Source organism: Streptomyces sp. NPDC028907 (assembly GCF_055564995.1).
The window spans coordinates 369,167-386,436 of the sequence record NZ_JBVHVE010000005.1; the positions used below are offsets into that span (position 1 = coordinate 369,167).

General features: G+C 72.0%; 15 protein-coding genes and 1 pseudogene. 8 read left to right on the forward strand and 8 right to left on the reverse strand.

What is annotated here, in order from left to right; all coding sequences use genetic code 11:
- Position 1: 1 nt before the first annotated feature.
- From ACZ4UU_RS17700 to ACZ4UU_RS17710, 3 genes and pseudogenes are all read left to right on the forward strand, one after another.
- Complete coding sequence (locus ACZ4UU_RS17700) at positions 2-1,204, forward strand: glycosyltransferase family 4 protein (RefSeq protein ID WP_468041125.1); 1,203 nt, start codon at positions 2-4, stop codon at positions 1,202-1,204.
- A 137-nt stretch (positions 1,205-1,341) separates the two neighbouring features.
- A complete protein-coding gene (locus ACZ4UU_RS17705; RefSeq protein WP_468040778.1) occupies positions 1,342-2,289 on the forward strand; it encodes a class I SAM-dependent methyltransferase in 948 nt (315 codons plus the stop codon).
- Positions 2,286-3,338: pseudogene (locus ACZ4UU_RS17710) on the forward strand (lysylphosphatidylglycerol synthase transmembrane domain-containing protein); the annotation flags it as partial. The gene ACZ4UU_RS17705 and the pseudogene ACZ4UU_RS17710, both read left to right, overlap by 4 nt.
- A gap of 155 nt (positions 3,339-3,493) precedes the next feature.
- Here the strand turns inward: ACZ4UU_RS17710 and ACZ4UU_RS17715 are convergent.
- A complete protein-coding gene (locus ACZ4UU_RS17715) occupies positions 3,494-4,282 on the reverse strand; it encodes a creatininase family protein (RefSeq protein ID WP_468040779.1) in 789 nt (262 codons plus the stop codon).
- A gap of 41 nt (positions 4,283-4,323) precedes the next feature.
- Here ACZ4UU_RS17715 and ribA point away from each other — a divergent pair, with 41 nt between their 5' ends.
- Positions 4,324-4,992 carry a GTP cyclohydrolase II gene (gene ribA / locus ACZ4UU_RS17720; RefSeq protein ID WP_468040781.1) on the forward strand — a complete coding sequence of 223 codons (669 nt, stop codon included), beginning with the start codon at positions 4,324-4,326 and terminating at the stop codon, positions 4,990-4,992.
- A gap of 12 nt (positions 4,993-5,004) precedes the next feature.
- On the opposite strand, the gene ACZ4UU_RS17725 is transcribed toward ribA, so the two are convergent.
- The 3 genes from ACZ4UU_RS17725 to ACZ4UU_RS17735 all read right to left on the reverse strand — a co-directional run bounded on the left by ACZ4UU_RS17725 (position 5,005) and on the right by ACZ4UU_RS17735 (position 8,231).
- On the reverse strand, positions 5,005-6,237 hold the full coding sequence (locus ACZ4UU_RS17725) for a serine hydrolase domain-containing protein (RefSeq protein WP_468040782.1): 1,233 nt from the start codon (positions 6,235-6,237) through the stop codon (positions 5,005-5,007).
- A 66-nt stretch (positions 6,238-6,303) separates the two neighbouring features.
- Positions 6,304-7,653 carry an MFS transporter gene (locus ACZ4UU_RS17730; RefSeq protein WP_468040784.1) on the reverse strand — a complete coding sequence of 450 codons (1,350 nt, stop codon included), beginning with the start codon at positions 7,651-7,653 and terminating at the stop codon, positions 6,304-6,306.
- Complete coding sequence (locus ACZ4UU_RS17735) at positions 7,650-8,231, reverse strand: TetR/AcrR family transcriptional regulator (protein ID WP_468040785.1); 582 nt, start codon at positions 8,229-8,231, stop codon at positions 7,650-7,652. Before ACZ4UU_RS17735 ends, ACZ4UU_RS17730 begins: the two co-directional genes overlap by 4 nt.
- 113 nt (positions 8,232-8,344) lie before the next feature.
- On the opposite strand from ACZ4UU_RS17735, the gene ACZ4UU_RS17740 reads away from it, so the two are divergent.
- Together ACZ4UU_RS17740 and ACZ4UU_RS17745 are read left to right on the forward strand one after the other, a co-directional pair.
- On the forward strand, positions 8,345-8,794 hold the full coding sequence (locus ACZ4UU_RS17740) for a PPOX class F420-dependent oxidoreductase (protein WP_468040786.1): 450 nt from the start codon (positions 8,345-8,347) through the stop codon (positions 8,792-8,794).
- 774 nt (positions 8,795-9,568) lie between these two features.
- On the forward strand, positions 9,569-10,009 hold the full coding sequence (locus ACZ4UU_RS17745) for a VOC family protein (RefSeq protein WP_468040788.1): 441 nt from the start codon (positions 9,569-9,571) through the stop codon (positions 10,007-10,009).
- Positions 10,010-10,073: 64 nt separating this feature from the next.
- On the opposite strand, the gene ACZ4UU_RS17750 is transcribed toward ACZ4UU_RS17745, so the two are convergent.
- Positions 10,074-11,420: an MFS transporter gene (locus ACZ4UU_RS17750; protein ID WP_468040789.1), complete on the reverse strand. Its 1,347-nt coding sequence runs from the start codon at positions 11,418-11,420 to the stop codon at positions 10,074-10,076.
- 173 nt (positions 11,421-11,593) lie between these two features.
- Positions 11,594-12,259: a TetR/AcrR family transcriptional regulator gene (locus ACZ4UU_RS17755; protein ID WP_468040790.1), complete on the reverse strand. Its 666-nt coding sequence runs from the start codon at positions 12,257-12,259 to the stop codon at positions 11,594-11,596.
- A gap of 169 nt (positions 12,260-12,428) precedes the next feature.
- Between ACZ4UU_RS17755 and ACZ4UU_RS17760 the strand changes: the two genes are divergently transcribed.
- Together ACZ4UU_RS17760 and ACZ4UU_RS17765 are read left to right on the forward strand one after the other, a co-directional pair.
- The gene (locus tag ACZ4UU_RS17760; protein ID WP_468040792.1) at positions 12,429-13,322 is read left to right on the forward strand and encodes a shikimate dehydrogenase; all 894 of its coding nucleotides are present in this window, start codon (positions 12,429-12,431) and stop codon (positions 13,320-13,322) included.
- A 29-nt stretch (positions 13,323-13,351) separates the two neighbouring features.
- The gene (locus ACZ4UU_RS17765) at positions 13,352-15,148 is read left to right on the forward strand and encodes a bifunctional sugar phosphate isomerase/epimerase/4-hydroxyphenylpyruvate dioxygenase family protein (protein ID WP_468040793.1); all 1,797 of its coding nucleotides are present in this window, start codon (positions 13,352-13,354) and stop codon (positions 15,146-15,148) included.
- Positions 15,149-15,163: 15 nt separating this feature from the next.
- Here ACZ4UU_RS17765 and ACZ4UU_RS17770 read toward each other — a convergent pair whose 3' ends face one another.
- Together ACZ4UU_RS17770 and ACZ4UU_RS17775 are read right to left on the reverse strand one after the other, a co-directional pair.
- Positions 15,164-16,630 (reverse strand): membrane-associated oxidoreductase, encoded by a 1,467-nt coding sequence (locus ACZ4UU_RS17770; RefSeq protein WP_468040795.1) that lies wholly within the window; start codon positions 16,628-16,630, stop codon positions 15,164-15,166.
- Positions 16,631-16,681: 51 nt separating this feature from the next.
- Entirely contained in the window at positions 16,682-17,269 is a 588-nt protein-coding gene (locus ACZ4UU_RS17775; protein WP_468040797.1) for a histidine phosphatase family protein, read from the reverse strand.
- Between the last annotated feature and the right edge of the window lies 1 nt (position 17,270).

A 17,270-nucleotide genomic window follows, 5' to 3' on the forward strand; every position in this document is an offset into this window, starting at 1 on the left:
CCTGCCCCAGCCCGGCCCGGAGAAGAAGACGGGGACGGCCGAGAAGGCCAAGCTCGGCTATGTACCCGTCCAGCACTCCGTCCTGAAGAACGCCGAGATCATCCCCATGTCCCTGCGCTCCGTGCACTTCGTGATGCCGGGCGGCGTCGACGACCCGACCGTGCCGAGCGGCGGCAACGCCTATGACCGGCGCGTGAGTCTGGACCTGCCCGGTTTCGGCTGGCAGGTGCACAAGCACGCGGTCGACGGCGACTGGCCCCGCCCCGACGCCGCCGCCCGCACGGAACTCGCCCGCACACTGCGGGAGTTCCCGGACGGCACCCTCGTCCTGCTGGACGGGCTCGTCGCCTGTGGCGTGCCCGAGATCATCGTCCCGGAGGCCGAGCGGCTGAACCTCGCTGTCCTCGTCCATCTCCCGCTCGGCGACGAGACCGGACTCGACCCGGCGGTGGCCGCGGAGCTGGACGCCCGGGAACGCACCGTGCTCCGGGCCGTGCCCGCGGTGATCGCCACCAGCGACTGGGCGGTCCGCCGCCTCGTCTCCCACCACGGCCTCGCCCCCGAACGGGTCCACGTCGCCGCCCCCGGCGCCGACATCGCGCCCCTCGCGTCCGGCACGGACGGTGTGTCGCGCCTGCTGTGCGTCGCCGCCGTGACCCCGCGCAAGGGACAGCACCGGCTGGTGGAGGCCCTGGCGACGGTGACCGACCTGCCGTGGAGCTGCGTGTGCGTGGGCGGGCTGAACCAGGATCCCGAGTACGTGGCCGAACTGCGGTCGCTGATCGCACGGCACGGCCTCCAGGACCGGCTGATCCTGGCCGGCCCGCAGGCGGGCGCCGAACTCGACGCCAGCTACAACTCCGCCGACCTCATGGTGCTCACCTCCTACGCCGAGACCTACGGCATGGCGGTGACGGAAGCACTCGCGCGAGGCATTCCCGTACTGGCGACGGATGTCGGGGGAGTGCCGGAGGCGGTCGGCCGGGCACCCGACGGAGGCGTCCCCGGCATCCTCGTCCCGCCGGAGAACCCCGCCGCCATCGCCGCCGAACTCCGCGGCTGGTTCGGCGAGGCGGACGTACGACGCCGACTGAAGGCGGCGGCCCGCGGACGCCGGGCCGCCCTGAACGGCTGGGCCGGCACGGCCCGCAGCCTGGCCGCGGTACTGGGCCGACTGCCGAACGAACCCCGGAGGGCGGCATGAGGAAGACGGCTACGACACCGGTCGGGGGGACCATCCCGGCCCAGCCGGGACCGAGGGACGCGACGGATGCGGCGCAATCGCCCGAGCCGCAGCGCGGGATCGTTTCGGCGGCGGGCGCGCAGGGTGCGGAGGGCGACATGAGCGGCGTGTCCGGACCGGCGGGACCCGACACGGACGCGGTGATCCTCGGAGCCGGGCCCACCTTCCGCCCCGAGGAGCGGGCCACCGTACGCCTCCGGGACGCCGGGCCCGACGACCCGCCCCGCTACGCCCCCGAGTGGCTGGAGCTGCGCGAAGGAGCCGACGCCGCCGCGCGGGCCCACGACCTGCTCGATCCGCTGCGGATCCGCCTCGCCAACCTGCCTGGACGCGCCGGTCTTGTCATCCACGACGTGGGCTGCGGCACCGGCTCCATGGGCCGCTGGCTCGCGCCCCATCTGGACGGCGCCCAGCACTGGATCCTGCACGACCGCGACCCCTACCTGCTGCACTTCGCCGCCGTGGCCTCCCCGCGTTCCAGCGCCGACGGCAGCCGCGTCACCGTCGAGACCCGCCGCGGCGACATCGGCCGCCTCACCCCGGACGCCCTCAAGGGCGCCTCGCTGGTGACCGCTTCCGCGCTGCTCGACGTCCTCACCCTTGAGGAGGTCGGCACCCTCGCCGCCGCGTGTGCGGGCGCGGGCTGCCCGGCGCTGCTGACGCTCTCCGTCGCGGGACGGGTCGAGCTCACCCCGTCCGACCCCCTGGACACGGAGATCGCCGAGGCGTTCAACGCCCACCAGCGCCGCTCGGGCATGCTCGGACCGGACGCGATCACCGCGGCGGCCGAGGCGTTCGCCGAGCACGGCGCGACCGTGCAGGTGCACCCGAGCCCCTGGCGGCTCGGCCCCGCCGAGTCGGCGCTCACCGCACAGTGGCTGCGCGGCTGGGTCGGCGCGGCGGTCGAGGAACGCCCCGAACTCCGCGAGCGCGCCGAGCGCTACCTGTCCGAACGGCTCGCCGCCTGCGAGGCCGGCGAACTGCACGTCGTGGTCCACCACAGCGACCTGCTCGCACTGTGCCGGCCGACGGGCGGAGCGTCATGAGCGTGGAGACGGTGGCAAGGCTGCGGGTCACGCGCCCCACGGCGGCACCTACGGCGGCCCCCGCCCCGGCCCCCGCGTCTGCCCTGGCCCTCGCGCCTTCCCAGGCCCCCGCCCCCGCCGCCCTGGCCGTATCCCCCTCCCGCATCGGCGTCGTCGTCACCGAGCCCCGCCCGGAAGCCGACCCGCCGACCCCCCGCCCCCGTCCCCTCCGCGCCCTGCTGACCCGCCTCAACACCCCCGCCGTCCGCACCCATCTGGGCACGGCCGTCGGCGTCGCCATCCTCGTCGTGCTGTTCTGGCGGCTCGGCACCGGCGTCTTCCTCGACGGGCTGCGGCGGATCGACGCGACGGCACTGGTCGTCGCCCTCGGGATCGGGGGCGTCACCACCGTGTTCAGCGCCTGGCGTTGGCAGTTGGTGGCCCGGGGCCTCAGGATCCGGCTGCCGCTCGGCGCGGCCGTCGCCGACTACTACCGCGCCCTGTTCCTCAACGCGGCCCTCCCGGGCGGCGTCCTGGGCGATGTGCACCGGGCGGTGCGGCACGGGCAGAGCGCCGGTGACCTGGGGCGCGGTGTCCGCACGGTCGTTCTGGAGCGGACGGCCGGTCAGCTCGCCCTCGCGGTCGTCGGCGCCGTCGTGCTGCTGACCATGCCGTCGCCGGTGCTGAACGAGGCCCGCGACCTCACTCCGCTCGTCCTGTTCGCCGCCGTGGGCGCGCTCGCCGTCGTGGCGGCCGTCCGCATGAACCGTGCGCCGTCCCGCCGCGACCGGACGAACCCGACGGCGCTGGGCGCGACCCTCCGTGAAGCACGCGAGGCCCTGTTGTCCCGTCGCAACGGCCCCGGTGTCGCCGTCTCCTCGGTCGTCGTCCTCGCCGGCCATCTCGCGATGTTCGTGCTCGCCGCCCGGATCGCCGACTCCGCCGCCTCCGTGGCCGCCCTGCTGCCGCTCGCCGTCCTGGCTCTGCTCGCCATGGGACTGCCCCTGAACATCGGCGGCTTCGGCCCCCGGGAAGGCGTCACCGCCTGGGCGTTCGCAGCCGCCGGCCTCGGCGCCGACACCGGGTTCGCCGTCGCCGTCGTGTACGGCGTCCTCAGCTTCGTGGCCGCCGTGCCCGGCGCCCTCGTCCTCGTCGCCCGCTGGTACACCGGCCTGCGCACGGACTCCGGATCCGCCGTCACCATGGCGGACCCGGAACCCAGCCGCTATTTTCGTGCGTCTCCCGTGTCCCGTACGGAATCGTCCGCGGAGGTCAGCAGTGACACATACGCGCCGAAGGAATCCGCGAGGCTCGCCAGCAGCCGCTTCCCCTTTTCCGCGGAGCCCAGCGAAGGACGTCCGATGACACCCGAATCGGTATAGCCGGACATACCGAGGGTGAGCAGATGACGGCGGTCGTCCGATACGAAATCGGAAGTCTCATAACCGGGTCGGATCAATTCGGGATGAGCGTGCAGAAGGATGGAGGTCTCGATTTCTCCCGCGTGCATGTCGGTCAGCAGCGAGGTCTCCACCCCCGCCCGCTCCAGGGCCGCCTCCCAGTCCTCCGGGGCCGGGAACAGCGCCATCCGCTCACCGCGCGCGGAGGACTCCTGAACGACGTTGCCCAGTACGTAGTTTCCGCCGTGTCCGTTGACCAGTACCAGGGCGTCGACACCGGACCGGCGGAGCGAATCCGCTATGTCCCGTATCACCGCATGAAGGGTCACGGAGGAGATGCTGACGGTTCCCGGCCAGGCCGCGTGCTCGTGCGAGCAGGAGATCGTCACCGGCGGAAGGAGGTGCACCGGGTGCGCCGCGGCTATCTCGCGCGCGACCGCGCAGGCCACCAGCGTGTCGGTCGCCAGCGGGAGGAACGCGCCGTGCTGCTCGAAGCTTCCGACGGGAAGGACCGCGACCTGCCGTGAAACGCCCGCTCCTCGCGTCCGTACGTCTTCGGTGGTGTCCGCCGGCACCAGCGAGTGTGCCGCCGGCCGCTTTTGTGAACCACTCATCTTTTCACGGCCTTTCGTCTCTGCTTAGGAACTGAAGAATCATGACAGAAAAAATTGGCGTACTCGGCAAGAAGTCCGGCCAGCGGACGCAGCGTTCCGGTGTGGAGCGTGTGGTGAATGCCCCCCTGCCCACCGTGTACGGGGAATTCCGGGCGATCGGCTACCTCGACCATGACCGCGGTGACGAGCAAGTGGCCCTGGTGTACGGCGAGACAGGCACGGACGACGTCCTGACCCGGCTGCACTCCGAATGCCTGACCGGCGACGCGTTCGGCTCCCAGCACTGCGAGTGCGGCGACCAGCTCGCCTCCGCGCTGCGTGCCGTCGTCGCGGAGGGCAGCGGCATCGTCGTCTATCTGCGGGGCCACGAGGGGCGCGGCATCGGTCTGCTCGGCAAGCTGCGGGCGATGGCCCTCCAGGCGGAGGGCCTGGACACCGTCGAGGCCAACCTCGCGCTCGGTCTGCCCGTGGACGCCAGGGACTACGGCGTCGCCGCCGGGATCCTGCACGACCTGGGTGTGAACAGCGTCCGCCTGATGTCGAACAACCCGCGCAAGCGTGAGGCGTTGGTGCAGCACGGCATCCAGGTGGCCGAGCAGGTACCGCTGCTGATCCCGCCTTGCGAGAACAACATCACCTATCTGCGCACCAAGCGCGAGCGCCTCGACCACCACCTGCCCCATCTGGACGCGGTCGCGCACCTGTCCTGATGATGTGCTCCATCAGGCATCCGTGACGGCCTCGTTCACGAGCCGCTTGAGGTCCTGGAACAGGGTGTGCGAGGTCTTGGGCCGGACCTGTGTCATGAACTGCACCGTCAGGTCGTGGCGCGGGTCGACCCAGAACGTGGTGGTCGCCACCCCGCTCCAGCCGTAGGCGCCGAGGACGGTCGGGGTTTTCGTGCGCGCCGGGTCGATCACCACCGAGACGCCCAGACCGAAGCCCATGCCGTCGTTGCCGGCCTCGTCATGGGCCGGGCGGCTGCCGAAGGAGCGCATGTCGACGCCGCCCGGAAGGTGGTTGGACGTCATCAGGTCCACGGTCTCGGGGGACAGCAGACGGGTGCCGTCGAGCTCACCGCGGCGGCGCAGCAGTTCCATGAAGCGGTGCACGTCGTGCGCGGAGGCGGCCATCCCGCCGCTGCCGGACAGGAAGCGGGGCCGGCCGCGCAGCGGGAGGCCGGGGATCGGCTCGATCCCGCCGTCCGCGGTCCCCCCGTACAGCTCGGCGAGCCTGTCCGCCTGCTCGTCGCTCACGCGGAACCCGGCGTCGGTCATCCCGAGCGGCCCGAAGATCCGTTCGGCGAAGAACTCGTCCAGCGGCTGTCCGGACACGACCTCGATGACCCGGCCCAGGACGTTGGTGGCGACCGAGTAGTTCCACTGCGTCCCCGGCTCGAACTGCAACGGCAGGCTCGCGTACACGTCGACCGTCGTGGCCAGGTCGGAGCCGGGCAGCACGGCCGACTCCAGGTTGGCGTCCCGGTAGAGGGCGTCGACGGGGTGCGTGTGGTAGAAGGCGAAGGTCAGTCCGGCGGTGTGGGTCATCAGATGCCGGACGGTCATCGGCCCTTCGGCGGGGCGGGTCACCGTGTCGGCGCCGGATCCGCTGACGTACACCCGAGGCTCGGCGAAGGCCGGCAGATGGCGGCCGACCGGGTCGTCGAGCGACAGCTTGCCCTCCTCCACCAGCAGCAGCGCGGCGACCGTGGTGACCGGCTTGGTCATGGAGTAGATCCGCCACAGCGTGTCGGCCTCGACGGGCAGCCCGGCCGCGAGGTCCCGATGGCCGTGCGTGGCCAGGTGGGCGACGCGTCCACCGCGGGCGACGGACACCAGGTAGCCGGGTATCCGCCCCTCGTCGACACAGTGGGCGAAATGCCGGTCGAGGCGGTCCAGCGCCTTCGCGTCCAGCCCGACCTCACCGGGGTCGACCTCTTGTGTCAGCAGTGCCATCGCTCTCCTCCGCATACGTACGACGAGGGTGCGCTCCGGCATACCCCGACGGAACGGCCTCTGATCTCATCGTCGCGCAGGAACACGTGTACGGTCCCGCGATTGGCCATGATCGTCGATCGTCGAGGCCCGCCGCCCGGGAAGGGCCCGAGCCAGCCCCGCACCTGCCAGGGCGAGGGCGGCGAAGACCCCCAGCGGCAGCCCGGAGCCGCCGGCCGCTCCCATGAGGGCGGTCGCGGCGGCCACGCCCAGCACCGGCCCGACGTTCATCGCGGTCTGCTGGAGCCCGCCCGCCACCCCGGCCGACTCGACGGCGGCCTCCCGTACGACGACATGGGTCGCCGCCACCATCACCGTGCCGAACCCGGCCCCCACCAGGGCGAACCCGGCACAGAGGGCGGGCACGGCCGACGCGCGGGAGAGGACCAGGACCCCGAGCGCCAGGACCGCCATCGCCGCCATCGTCGTACGGCGTGCCCCTGCCCGGCGCAGCAGAACCGCGCAGGTCGGCGCCGCGAGCACCATCAGCAGGGCCAGCGGCAGACTCACCAGGGCGCTGCGGAACGGGTCCAGACCGAACGGGCCCTGCAGCAGGAACGTGCCGACGAACAGCGTGCCCGACAGCGCCGCCGACGCGGCCACCAGCATGCCGAGCGCCGATCCGACGGCCGCCGATCCGATGGTGTCGGGCGGCAGCAGCGGGCTCGCGGTACGGCGCTCGTGCCGGACGAAGGCCACGCCGGTGACCACGGCGGCCGCGGCGGTGAAGGCCCGGCCCGGCATCGCGACCAGAGCGTGCACGAGACCGGCCAGGGTCACCGCGAGCAGGAGTGCTCCGGGCAGGTCGAGCCGCGCGGGGGAGGCCGTGCGCGGGGGCCGTACGGTGAGGGCGAGCAGGCCGAGGACGAGGGCGGGGGCGACATTGAGCAGGAACACGGCCCGCCACCCCGGCCCCGCCACCAGCGCACCGCCCGCCACCGGCCCGACGGCGGCCGCCACCCCGATGGCGGCGGTCCGCACGGCGATCGGCGTCCGCAGCCGCTCCGGCGGGAACGCGGCCCGCAGCATCCCGAGCGTGGCCGGTTGCAGCAGCGCACCGAACACCCCCTGCACGACCCGCAACCCGATCACCCAGCCCACGCCGGACGCCGCCGCGATCCCGGCCGACGCGGCGCCGAACCCGAGCATGCCGATGCCGAAGACCCGATGGTGCCCGAACCGGTCGCCGAGTCGCCCGCCGAACACCAACAGGCCCGCCACCGCGACGAGATAGCCGGTGCTGGTCCACTGGACCTGGGCGAAGGAGGCGTCCAGGTCCCGTCGCAGGGCGGGCTGGGCGACGGTCAGGACGGTGCCGTCCAGCGCGACGATCACGGCCCCGACGACACTGGCGGCGAGAGTGAGCCGCGGGTTCACTCGCCGCCCACCGGCCCGAGGTGAGCGTCCACGGCCGACCGCAGCAGGGGTGCGAAGTCATCGGCGCCCGCGGCGAGTTGGAGACTTCCCCAGCACCACAGCTGCGCGATCCCGTGCAGATTGGCCCACAACGCGCCCGCGACAAGCCGTGCGTCGACGTCCGGGCGCACCTGGCCGACCAGGTCCACCAGTCGTCCGAAGAGGGGAAGGCTGGTGTCTCGAAGGCCCAGATGACCACTCTCCAGCAAATCATGACGGAACATCAGCTCATACATGCCGCGGTTGCCGAGGGCGAACTCCAGATAGACCCGTCCCAGCGCGGACACCTGTGCCCGCTCACTCGCCGTACCGTCCTCGACCGCCGCCGTCGCCCGCCGCCCCAGCTCCTCGAAGCCCCGGCCCGCGATGGCCGACAGCAGCTCCAGATGGGTGGGGAAGTAGCGTCGCGGGGCCCCGTGCGAGACGCCGGCCCGGCGGGCGATCTCCCGCAGGGTGAGTGCCTGGACGCCCTCGCGGGCCACGAGATCCACACCGACGTCGATCAGCCGGGCCCGCAGCCCGGTCGCGTTCTCCTGCATAGACAGTGTCTACCATGATCGAGTAGACAGTGTCTACGTAGGGGGGCGGGGATGGGGAGCGCAAGGTGGGGAGTCCGGGAATGGCCGGACTGCCCGGCACCGTTGCTCCAGACATGACTCAGGACGCCACCCAGAACGCACTGCTCGCCCTGCTCTCCGAGGGCCACGGCGGGGTGCTGGTCACCCTCAAGCGCGACGGCCGGCCGCAGCTGTCGAACGTCGGCCACGCCTATTACCCCGACGAGCGGATCATCCGAGTCTCGATCACCGACGACCGCGCCAAGACCCGCAACCTGCGCCGGGACCCGAGGGCGTCGTACCACGTCACGTCCTCCGACCGGTGGGCGTACACCGTCGCCGAGGGCACGGCCGACCTGTCGCCGGTCGCGAAGGACCCGTACGACGACACGGTCGAGGAGCTGATCCGCCTCTACCGGGACGTCCTGGGCGAGCACCCCGACTGGGAGGACTTCCGGGCCGCGATGGTCCGCGACAGGCGGCTGGTGCTGCGGTTGCGGGTGGAACGGGTGTACGGCATCCCGAAGGCCGCCGACCGGGACTGAGCCTCCGTCACCTCCCCTGTCTGCCGCTAGGGTTGATCACCTGAGAGTGAACGGGGGACCACCGACGGGGAGTGCGCGGCAAGTTGGATCCGATTTCGCTGGGCGCGATCGGCGCGGTGCTCGGAGCGGTCGGATCGGGCATGGCGAACGAGGCCGGCAAGTCGCCGCCGCACGCGACGAACGCGCCGCCGGACACGTACGGGGCCACGCCTCCGCCGTCGAGTTCCTCGGCCTGCTGCGCCCTCCCGTGCCCGCCAGCAACTCGGCGACCCCCGCCCGGAACGCCGACGACCCCTGACACGTCGCCAGCAACTGCACCCGGAGGTCGTCGTGGAACAGCGGAAGTACGTCCAGCAGCCGGGTCGCGGCGGTCACGTAGTGGACGACCAGGAGGACCTTCGCGGTCTTCCCGCGAGTCGCCCAGCGCGCCGCGTCGTCGCCGACCGGCACCCGTATCCACCCGGCCGCCGCCACGTCCCGTCCGCCTCTCGTCCCCGGTCGAATGATCGGGCAACGATAGTCAACGCCCACTTCGCGCACGCCGGCCGCCCCTGAATCCGGCCGGTGCACGCGAAGCCCATTTGTGCCGTTCTTCTCTGTTCGTTCTGGCCGATGTTCATGCGTGCGACGTCAACTGTCAACGGGGCCCATGGCCGACGACGGGACCTAGGGCGCCGGGCGGAGGGCCTATGGCCGATGGTTCCGGCGCACCCGGGCCGCCTACGCTGCCGAAGGGATCAACGCAGATCAGGACGTCACGCGCAGGGGGACGACATGCCGGTCGACGGCAGCAGCCACATCCGTATCGCCCGTCCGTCCCGGGACCTCGCCGCCGCGGAGCGGTTCTGGCGCGAAGGGCTGGGACTCGCCGTCGTATGGCGGGCGGAGGGTGGTCCGGAACCGGGTGAGCACGACCTGTTGATGCTCGGCCGGCCGGACGCCGGCTGGCATCTGGAACTCGTCCACGAGCCTGCCCGCCCGGTCGAGCCCCGGCCGACCGAGGAGGACCTCCTCGTCGTCTACCTGGACGGCCCCGTGCCGGACGACCTGGTGGCCCGGCTGGAGCGGCACGGCGGCAAGCGGGTCCTGTCTCCCAACCCGTACTGGAACGAGTGGGGCGTCACGATCGAGGACCCGGACGGATACCGGCTGGTGCTGTGCAGGAGGGGCTGGTCGAACCTGGTGCCGCCACCCGTCGAGCCCGGCCTGGCGTGACTCAGGCCTCAGGCCCCCGGAGCCGCCTGGGGTCCGAGGGCCTGAGTGACCAGCCGGGGAGAGGTCAGGCCGCGACCGTCTCCCGCTCGGCAGTCTTGCCGGAGGCCCGTTCGCCGAGCTGTTCCGTCGGGACCTTGGCGGTCTCGCGGGCGGAGAGGGCGGCCACGACCGGCGGCACGCACAGGGCCGCCGTAAACAGGGCCACCGAGAACCAGTCGTCGCCGTCCGGGCCGGCGATCTGCGCGGCGAAGGTGACCGCGAAACCGGCGACAGCGAAGCCGATCTGGGTGCCGATGGCCATGCCGGACAGCCGGACCCGGGTGGAGAACATCTCGCCGTAGAAGGAGGGCCACACGCCGTTGGCGGCGCTGTAGACCACACCGAAGGCGATGATGCCGAGCAGCAGGGTCAGCGGGTAGGAGCCGGTGGAGATCGCCCACAGGTAGAGGAACATCGTCACCGCGCTGCCCGCCGCGCCGATCAGGTACACCGGGCGACGGCCGATGCGGTCCGACAGCGTGGCCCACAGTGGGATCGCGGCCAGCGCGACCAGGTTGGCGAGCGCGCCCACCCACAGCATCGCGGACCTGTCCATCCCGACGGCGTCACTGGTGGCGTACGACAGCGCCCACACCGTGAAGATCGTGCTGACCGAGGCGACCAGCGCACCGGCGATCACCCGCAGCACATCAGCCCAGTGCTCCCGCACCAGCACCGCGAGCGGCAGCTTGACGACGCCCTCGGCGGCCGCCTGCTGCTCGAAGGCCGGTGTCTCGTCGAGCTTGCGGCGGATGACGTAGCCGACGACGGCGACCGCGATGCTCATCCAGAACGGCACCCGCCAGCCCCACGACAGCAGCTGCTCCTCCGGCAGCGCGGCGACCGGGATGAAGACCAGCGTGGCCAGCAGCTGCCCGCCCTGGGTGCCGCTCAGCGTGAAGCTGGTGAAGAAGCCGCGCCGGTTGGGTGGCGCGTGTTCCAGCGTCATCGAGTTGGCGCTGGCCTGCTCACCCGCCGCCGAGATGCCCTGGAGAACACGGCACAGCACAAGGAGTACGGGCGCGAGGGTGCCGACCTGGTCGCGAGTCGGCAGACAGCCGATGAGGAACGTCGACACGCCCATCAGGATCAGCGTGAAGACCATGATCTTCTTACGGCCCATGCGGTCACCGAAGTGGCCGAGGAACAGCGCGCCGACCGGCCGGGCGGCGTACGCCACACCGAACGTGGCCAGCGACAGCAGGGTGGCTGTCGCCGGGTCGGACTCGTCGAAGAAGACCTCGGGGAAGATCAGCGCGGCGGCGCTGCCGTAGATGAAGAAGTCGTAGTACTCGAGGGCGCTGCCGATCCAGGCGGCGGTGGCGGCCTTCTTCGGCTGCCCGGGCGGGGACGGGGAGACGGGGACGGACACGGCGTGCTCCTTCGAGGGGGCTCCAACATAAGCGGAGTGCGGATGTGAGCGGCGGGGAGAGGAGCCGGATCGCGGCTAATTAACCCACTGGATAGTTAGTACGTGGTGGGTAGGGATGTTGCGCTCACGTTTCCCGGGTGTCAAGAGGGTGCGCCGAGCAACCCCTGCGCCGCTCAGTCCGCGGCGCGGTCAGCCGTCAGGTACGCGATCACCATGTCGCCGAGCATCGCGCGGTAGTGCTCGCGCTGCGCCGGATCGACCAGGTCGCGGCCGAACAGGGCGCCGAAGGTGTGCCGGTTGGCGACCCGGAAGAAGCAGAAGGAGCTGATCATCGCGTGCAGGTCGACGGCGTCGACGTCGGCCGTGAACAGGCCCGACCGCTGTCCCGACTCCAGGATCCGGCGGATCACGTCCAGCGCCGGTGAGCCGATCCTGCCGAGCTTCTCGGAGGCGGCGATGTGCTCGGCCCCGTGGATGTTCTCGATGCTGACCAGGCGGATGAAGTCGGGGTGCTGCTCATGGTGGTCGAAGGTCAGCTCCGCCAGCCGGCGGATGGCCGCGACCGGGTCCAGGTGCTCGACGTCGAGCTCCTGCTCGGCGTCGCGGATCACTCCGTACGCCCGCTCCAGCACGGCCGTGAACAGTTGCTCCTTGCCGCCGAAGTAGTAGTAGATCATCCGCTTCGTGGTGCTGGTGCGGGCGGCGATGTCGTCGACCCGCGCCCCGGCGAAGCCGACCCGGGCGAACTCCTGCGTCGCGACGTCGAGGATCTCGGCCTGGGTGCGGGCGGCGTCACGGGTCCGCCCGTTGCTGCGTGCCGGCTCTTCGACGCTGGTCATCGGCTTCCTTCGGCGAGGGGCGGGCGCGCCCCGGTGGCCCACCCGCGTGCCGGTGATTGTAGAAGCCCGGTCGCCGGGTGTGCCGGGACGGGCCTTCCCAAGCTCCGGTCCACCTGCTATTACTAACTCACCAGTTCGTACATTAGTGAGCCGCTCAGGAGGTCCCCCGGTGGCCAAGGAGACCAACGACTCGTATCTCGTCGGGCTGATCGGCTCCGGCATCGGACCGTCGCTCAGCCCGGCGCTGCACGAGCGGGAGGCCGATCGGCAGGGGCTGCGCTATCTGTACCGGCTCATCGACATCGACACGCTCGGTGTCCCGCCGCGGGCGGTGGGAGACCTGGTGCGGTCCGCACGCGACCTCGGCTTCGACGGGCTCAACATCACCCACCCCTGCAAGCAGCTCGTCATCGAGCACCTGGACGCGCTCGCCCCGCAGGCCGAGGCGCTGGGCGCGGTCAACACCGTCGTCTTCGAGGACGGCCGGGCCATCGGCCACAACACGGACGTCACCGGATTCGCCGCGTCGTTCGCGCGAGGCCTGCCCGACGCGCCGCTGGAGCGGGTCGTGCAGCTCGGCGCGGGGGGCGCGGGAGCGGCCGTCGCGCATGCCATGCTGACCCTCGGCGCCGAGCGGGTCACCGTCGTGGACGCGCTGAGCGACCGGGCCGTCGATCTCGCCGCGTCCCTGAACCGGCACTTCGGCGCCGGCCGGGCGGTCGGCACCACCCCGGACGCGCTGCGCACCCTGATCGGCCACGCCGACGGCCTCGTCCACGCCACCCCCACCGGTATGGCCGCCCACCCCGGCCTGCCCCTCCCGGCCGAGCTGCTCCACTCGGCGCTGTGGGTCGCCGAGGTCGTCTACCGTCCGCTGGAGACGGAGTTGCTGCGCACGGCCCGGGCACTGGGCTGCGCCACCCTCGACGGGGGCGGCATGGCGGTCTTCCAGGCCGTGGACGCGTTCCGCCTGTTCACCGGGCGCGAGCCCGACAGCACCCGGATGCTCGCGGACATCGCCGAGCTCGCCGAGCGCGCGGGCACCGTGGGAACCCCCAGCTAGCAGAGGCAGGAACAGGAAGAGGTACCGGCATGCGCACGTCCATCGCCACCGTCTCGCTCAGCGGATCCCTCACCGAGAAGCTGACGGCCGCCTCCCGGGCCGGCTTCGACGGCGTGGAGATCTTCGAGAACGACCTGCTGGCCAGCCCGCTGACCCCGGAGGAGATCCGGGCGCGCTGCGCGGATCTGGGGTTGAGCATCGACCTCTACCAGCCGATGCGGGACATCGAGGCCGTGCCCGCCGACGAGTTCACCCGCAATCTGCGGCGCGCCCGGCACAAGTTCGAGCTGATGCGGCGGCTCGGTGCCGACACCGTCCTCGTCTGCTCCAGCGTCCACCCGCTCGCCGTGGACGACGACGCGCTGGCGGCGTACCACCTGCGCCAACTCGCCGACCTCGCCCAGGAGTTCGGCATCCGGGTGGCGTACGAGGCGCTCGCCTGGGGCCGGCACGTCAGCAGGTACGACCACGCCTGGCGCATCGTCGAGGCGGCCGACCATCCCGCGCTCGGCACCTGCCTGGACAGCTTCCACATCCTCTCCCGCTGCGCCGACCCCAAGGACCTCGAAGGCATCGCGGACATCCCCGGCGAGAAGATCTTCTTCCTGCAGCTCGCCGACGCCCCCCTGCTCGCGATGGACGTCCTGCAGTGGAGCCGGCACTACCGCTGCTTCCCCGGCCAGGGCGGCTTCGACGTCGCCGGACTCGTTCGCCACGTCCTGCACACGGGATACGACGGCCCCCTCTCCCTGGAGGTCTTCAACGACGTCTTCCGCCAGGCCGAGGCCGGCCCGACGGCCGTGGACGCGCTCCGCTCCCTCCTCGTCCTCCAGGAGACGCTCGCCGTCACCACCCCGCCCGCACCCGTCGTCCCCACCGGCGTCGCCTTCGCCGAACTGGTCACTCCCGACGCCGAACCGGTCTCAGCCGTACTCGGCGCCCTCGGCTTCGCCCGCACCGCACGGCACCGCGGCAAGCCGGTCGACCTCTGGCAGCAGGGCGGGGCCAGAATCCTGGTCAACACCTCGGGCGCCGCCCGCCGCGACGGCACCGGACTCGCCGCGATCGGCCTGGAGTCACCCGACCCGACCGGCGCCGCCCGCCGCGCCGAGGCCCTCCTCGCCCCCGTCCTGCCCCGCCGCCGCGCCCCGCAGGACGCCCCGCTCGACGCGGTCGCGGCACCCGACGGTACGGAACTGTTCTTCTGCGCGACGCAGCTCGACGAACTGCCCAACTGGCGCGCCGACTTCACGGACGTCCCACACGAGGCGGGCACCCCCGGCGTCAAGGGCATCGACCATCTCGCCCTCACCCAGCCCTGGCACCACTTCGACGAGGCGACCCTCTTCCACCGCAGCGTCCTCGGCCTGCACGCCCAGGAGAGCGTGGACGTCGCCGACCCGTACGGCCTGATGCGCAGCCGCGCCGTCACCAACGCCGACGGAAGCGTGCGGATCGCGCTGAGCGTGGGTGCGGCGCCGACCGACGACACGGTGCACGCCCAGCACATCGCGCTGGCCACGGACGACGTGGTCGCCGCCGCGCGCCGCTTCCGGGACGCCGGCGGCCGACTGCTGCCGATCCCCGCGAACTACTACGACGACCTGGCGGCGCGGTACGCGTTCGCGGACGGCGAGCTGGAGACGTACCGCGAGCTGGGCATCCTCTACGACCGGGACGCGCACGGCGAGTTCCGGCACTGCTACACGGTGACGGTCGGCCGCGTGTTCTTCGAGCTCGTGCAGCGCGACGGGTACCGGGGTTACGGCGCCCAGAACGCGCCGGTGCGGCTGGCCGCCCAGCACGCCGGGCGGCCGGCGCGATGACGGGAGCCGTGGGAGTCACTGGCGGCTGACGGTCCGGGTGACGCCGGCGATGACCGTGGTGGCCAGGATCCAGCCGGTGAGGACGAGGACATAGGCCAGGGCCTGCTGCCCGCCCTCCGGGGCGAACGCCGGTTCCTGGCCGAAGGAGATCACCGGCAGCAGCAGGTCGAGCGTGTAGAACACCGGGTTGAACTGCGGTGCCTCGTCCGCCTTCAGCGGCGGGGGAGCGTCCAGCGCGAAGGCGACGGAGCCGACGGCGAGCAGCGACAGCAGCCAGCCGAGCGCCCGCATCGGCCGGAACCCGTAGCCGACGGTGGCGTCCTGGACGTGGCCCCACAGACGGCCGTACCAGGGCAGGGTCCTGCGGTGGCGGCGCTGCTTGGCGAGCTGGACCAGGCGGGCGGCGTGGTCGTCGCCGGTGCGCCGGTAGGCGGCGGTCAGCTGCTCGTATCCGTGCGGGTCGAAGGTGTCTCCGTCCCGCGCCAGCATGGGCAGCCGCTGCTCGGGCGGCACGTGCGGCGTCAGGGAGACGTAGGTGAGGTCGAGTATGCGGACCTGGTCCGACAGCATCTCGGGTGCCAGGTTCAGGTGGTCTATCTGGGAGCGCCGCAGGTTCAGCATGCCCTCCATCGAGGGGCCCTTGCGCAGCCACACCTCGCCGATGACACAGCTGCTCGCGTGCAACGCGGTGCCGCCGGGGTTGGACAGGCGGCTGTAGAGCAGGTCGAGGAGACCGGGTATCCGGGCGCCGCGCAGATCGATCCGGCCCTGCGCGCTCAGGCGTCTGCACATGACGTTGGCGCCCACCTCCAGCGCTTCGGCGTGGAGCACGAGGCCGCCGGGACGCCGCAGGTCGGCGTTCTGCAGGCGGAGCGAGCCGCTCACCGTGGCGCCGTCGAGCCGGATCTCCCCGAGGGTACGCAGACGCGAAGCGCACAGGTCTTCCCCGACGGTCACCTGGTGGAGCTGGAGCACGGGATCCTCGCTCCCCTCGGGCGCGACGACCTCCGCACCCTCCAGATACAACGCCCCGGCGATCTGCGCCCCACCGAGCCGCACCCGCCCCGCGAACCGGCAGTTCGTCAGCCGCAGCCCTCCGTCGACCCGAATCCGCGCCGCCCCCAGCCCCGGCAACCGCGACCCGCTCAGATTGAGGTACTTCAGCTGGGCGCCGGAGAGGTCGGGAACCTCCTCGAAGTGACAGTGACTGAGCCGGGCCACACTGTCGATGACCGCGTACCGCAGGTCCAGTACGCCCGTGACGCGTGCCCCTGCCACCTTGAGAGCGGCCACTTCGCCGCTCTCCACCGGTCCGTCGAGCAGCAGTGCCCGCAACACCGTTGCCCGTACCGTGCGTTCGGACCCCCAGTCGGCGCCCTCGACCGCGCCCTCGCCCTCGCCCGTGCGGAAGTCCACGGCCTCGCCCTTGGGAAAGGCCTGCCACACCCGCAGTTCGGCCGGCGTCAGATCGTTGATCTCCATCAGCGGGGACTCTGACGCCGGCCTGCCGAAACTGTCAACTCCGCCAGGGAGTCAGGGCCGGGCGTTCCACGCCGCGATCACCGGCCGCCCGTGTTCCGTCGACAACCGGCTCACCGTGCCCGTCGCCAGCTGGAACAACCGCCCCTCGGCCGGGGCGAGCCCCAGTCGGCGCGCCGTCACCACGCGCAGGAAGTGCCCGTGGGCGACGAGGACGACGTCGCCGTCGAGCAGCGCCACGTCCACCCGGGACAGCAACCGGTCGGCACGCGCGCCCACCTCGGCCGGGGATTCCCCGGGGTGACCGTCCGGGCCGGGTGGCACTCCGTCGGTCCACAGGTACCAGTCGGGGCGGGAGCGGTGGATGGTGTCGGTGGTGATGCCCTCGTAGCCGCCGTAGTCCCATTCATGCAGGTCGGCGTCCGCTACGGCGCCCGTCACGCCCGCCAGTTCGGCGGTGCGGACGGCGCGGCGCAGCGGGCTGGTGAGGGCCAGGGAGAAGGGGCGGCCGGAGAGGAGCGGGGCCAGGGACTTGGCCTGTTCCTCGCCGGCCTGGGTGAGGGGCAGGTCGGTCCAGCTGGTGTGCTGTCCCGACCTGCTCCACTCCGTCTCTCCGTGGCGGACCAGTAGGAGATCCCCCACG

Excerpts from the sequence above, each read along its gene's own strand:
- ACZ4UU_RS17705 (WP_468040778.1), top strand. The coding sequence starts at position 1,342 with ATGAGCGGCGTGTCCGGACCGGCGGGACCCGACACGGACGCGGTGATC.
- ACZ4UU_RS17715 (WP_468040779.1), bottom strand. The coding sequence starts at position 4,282 with ATGAGTGGTTCACAAAAGCGGCCGGCGGCACACTCGCTGGTGCCGGCG.
- ribA (WP_468040781.1), top strand. The coding sequence starts at position 4,324 with ATGACAGAAAAAATTGGCGTACTCGGCAAGAAGTCCGGCCAGCGGACG.
- ACZ4UU_RS17725 (WP_468040782.1), bottom strand. The coding sequence starts at position 6,237 with ATGGCACTGCTGACACAAGAGGTCGACCCCGGTGAGGTCGGGCTGGAC.
- ACZ4UU_RS17735 (WP_468040785.1), bottom strand. The coding sequence starts at position 8,231 with ATGCAGGAGAACGCGACCGGGCTGCGGGCCCGGCTGATCGACGTCGGT.
- ACZ4UU_RS17740 (WP_468040786.1), top strand. The coding sequence starts at position 8,345 with ATGACTCAGGACGCCACCCAGAACGCACTGCTCGCCCTGCTCTCCGAG.
- ACZ4UU_RS17745 (WP_468040788.1), top strand. The coding sequence starts at position 9,569 with ATGCCGGTCGACGGCAGCAGCCACATCCGTATCGCCCGTCCGTCCCGG.
- ACZ4UU_RS17755 (WP_468040790.1), bottom strand. The coding sequence starts at position 12,259 with ATGACCAGCGTCGAAGAGCCGGCACGCAGCAACGGGCGGACCCGTGAC.
- ACZ4UU_RS17765 (WP_468040793.1), top strand. The coding sequence starts at position 13,352 with ATGCGCACGTCCATCGCCACCGTCTCGCTCAGCGGATCCCTCACCGAG.
- ACZ4UU_RS17770 (WP_468040795.1), bottom strand. The coding sequence starts at position 16,630 with ATGGAGATCAACGATCTGACGCCGGCCGAACTGCGGGTGTGGCAGGCC.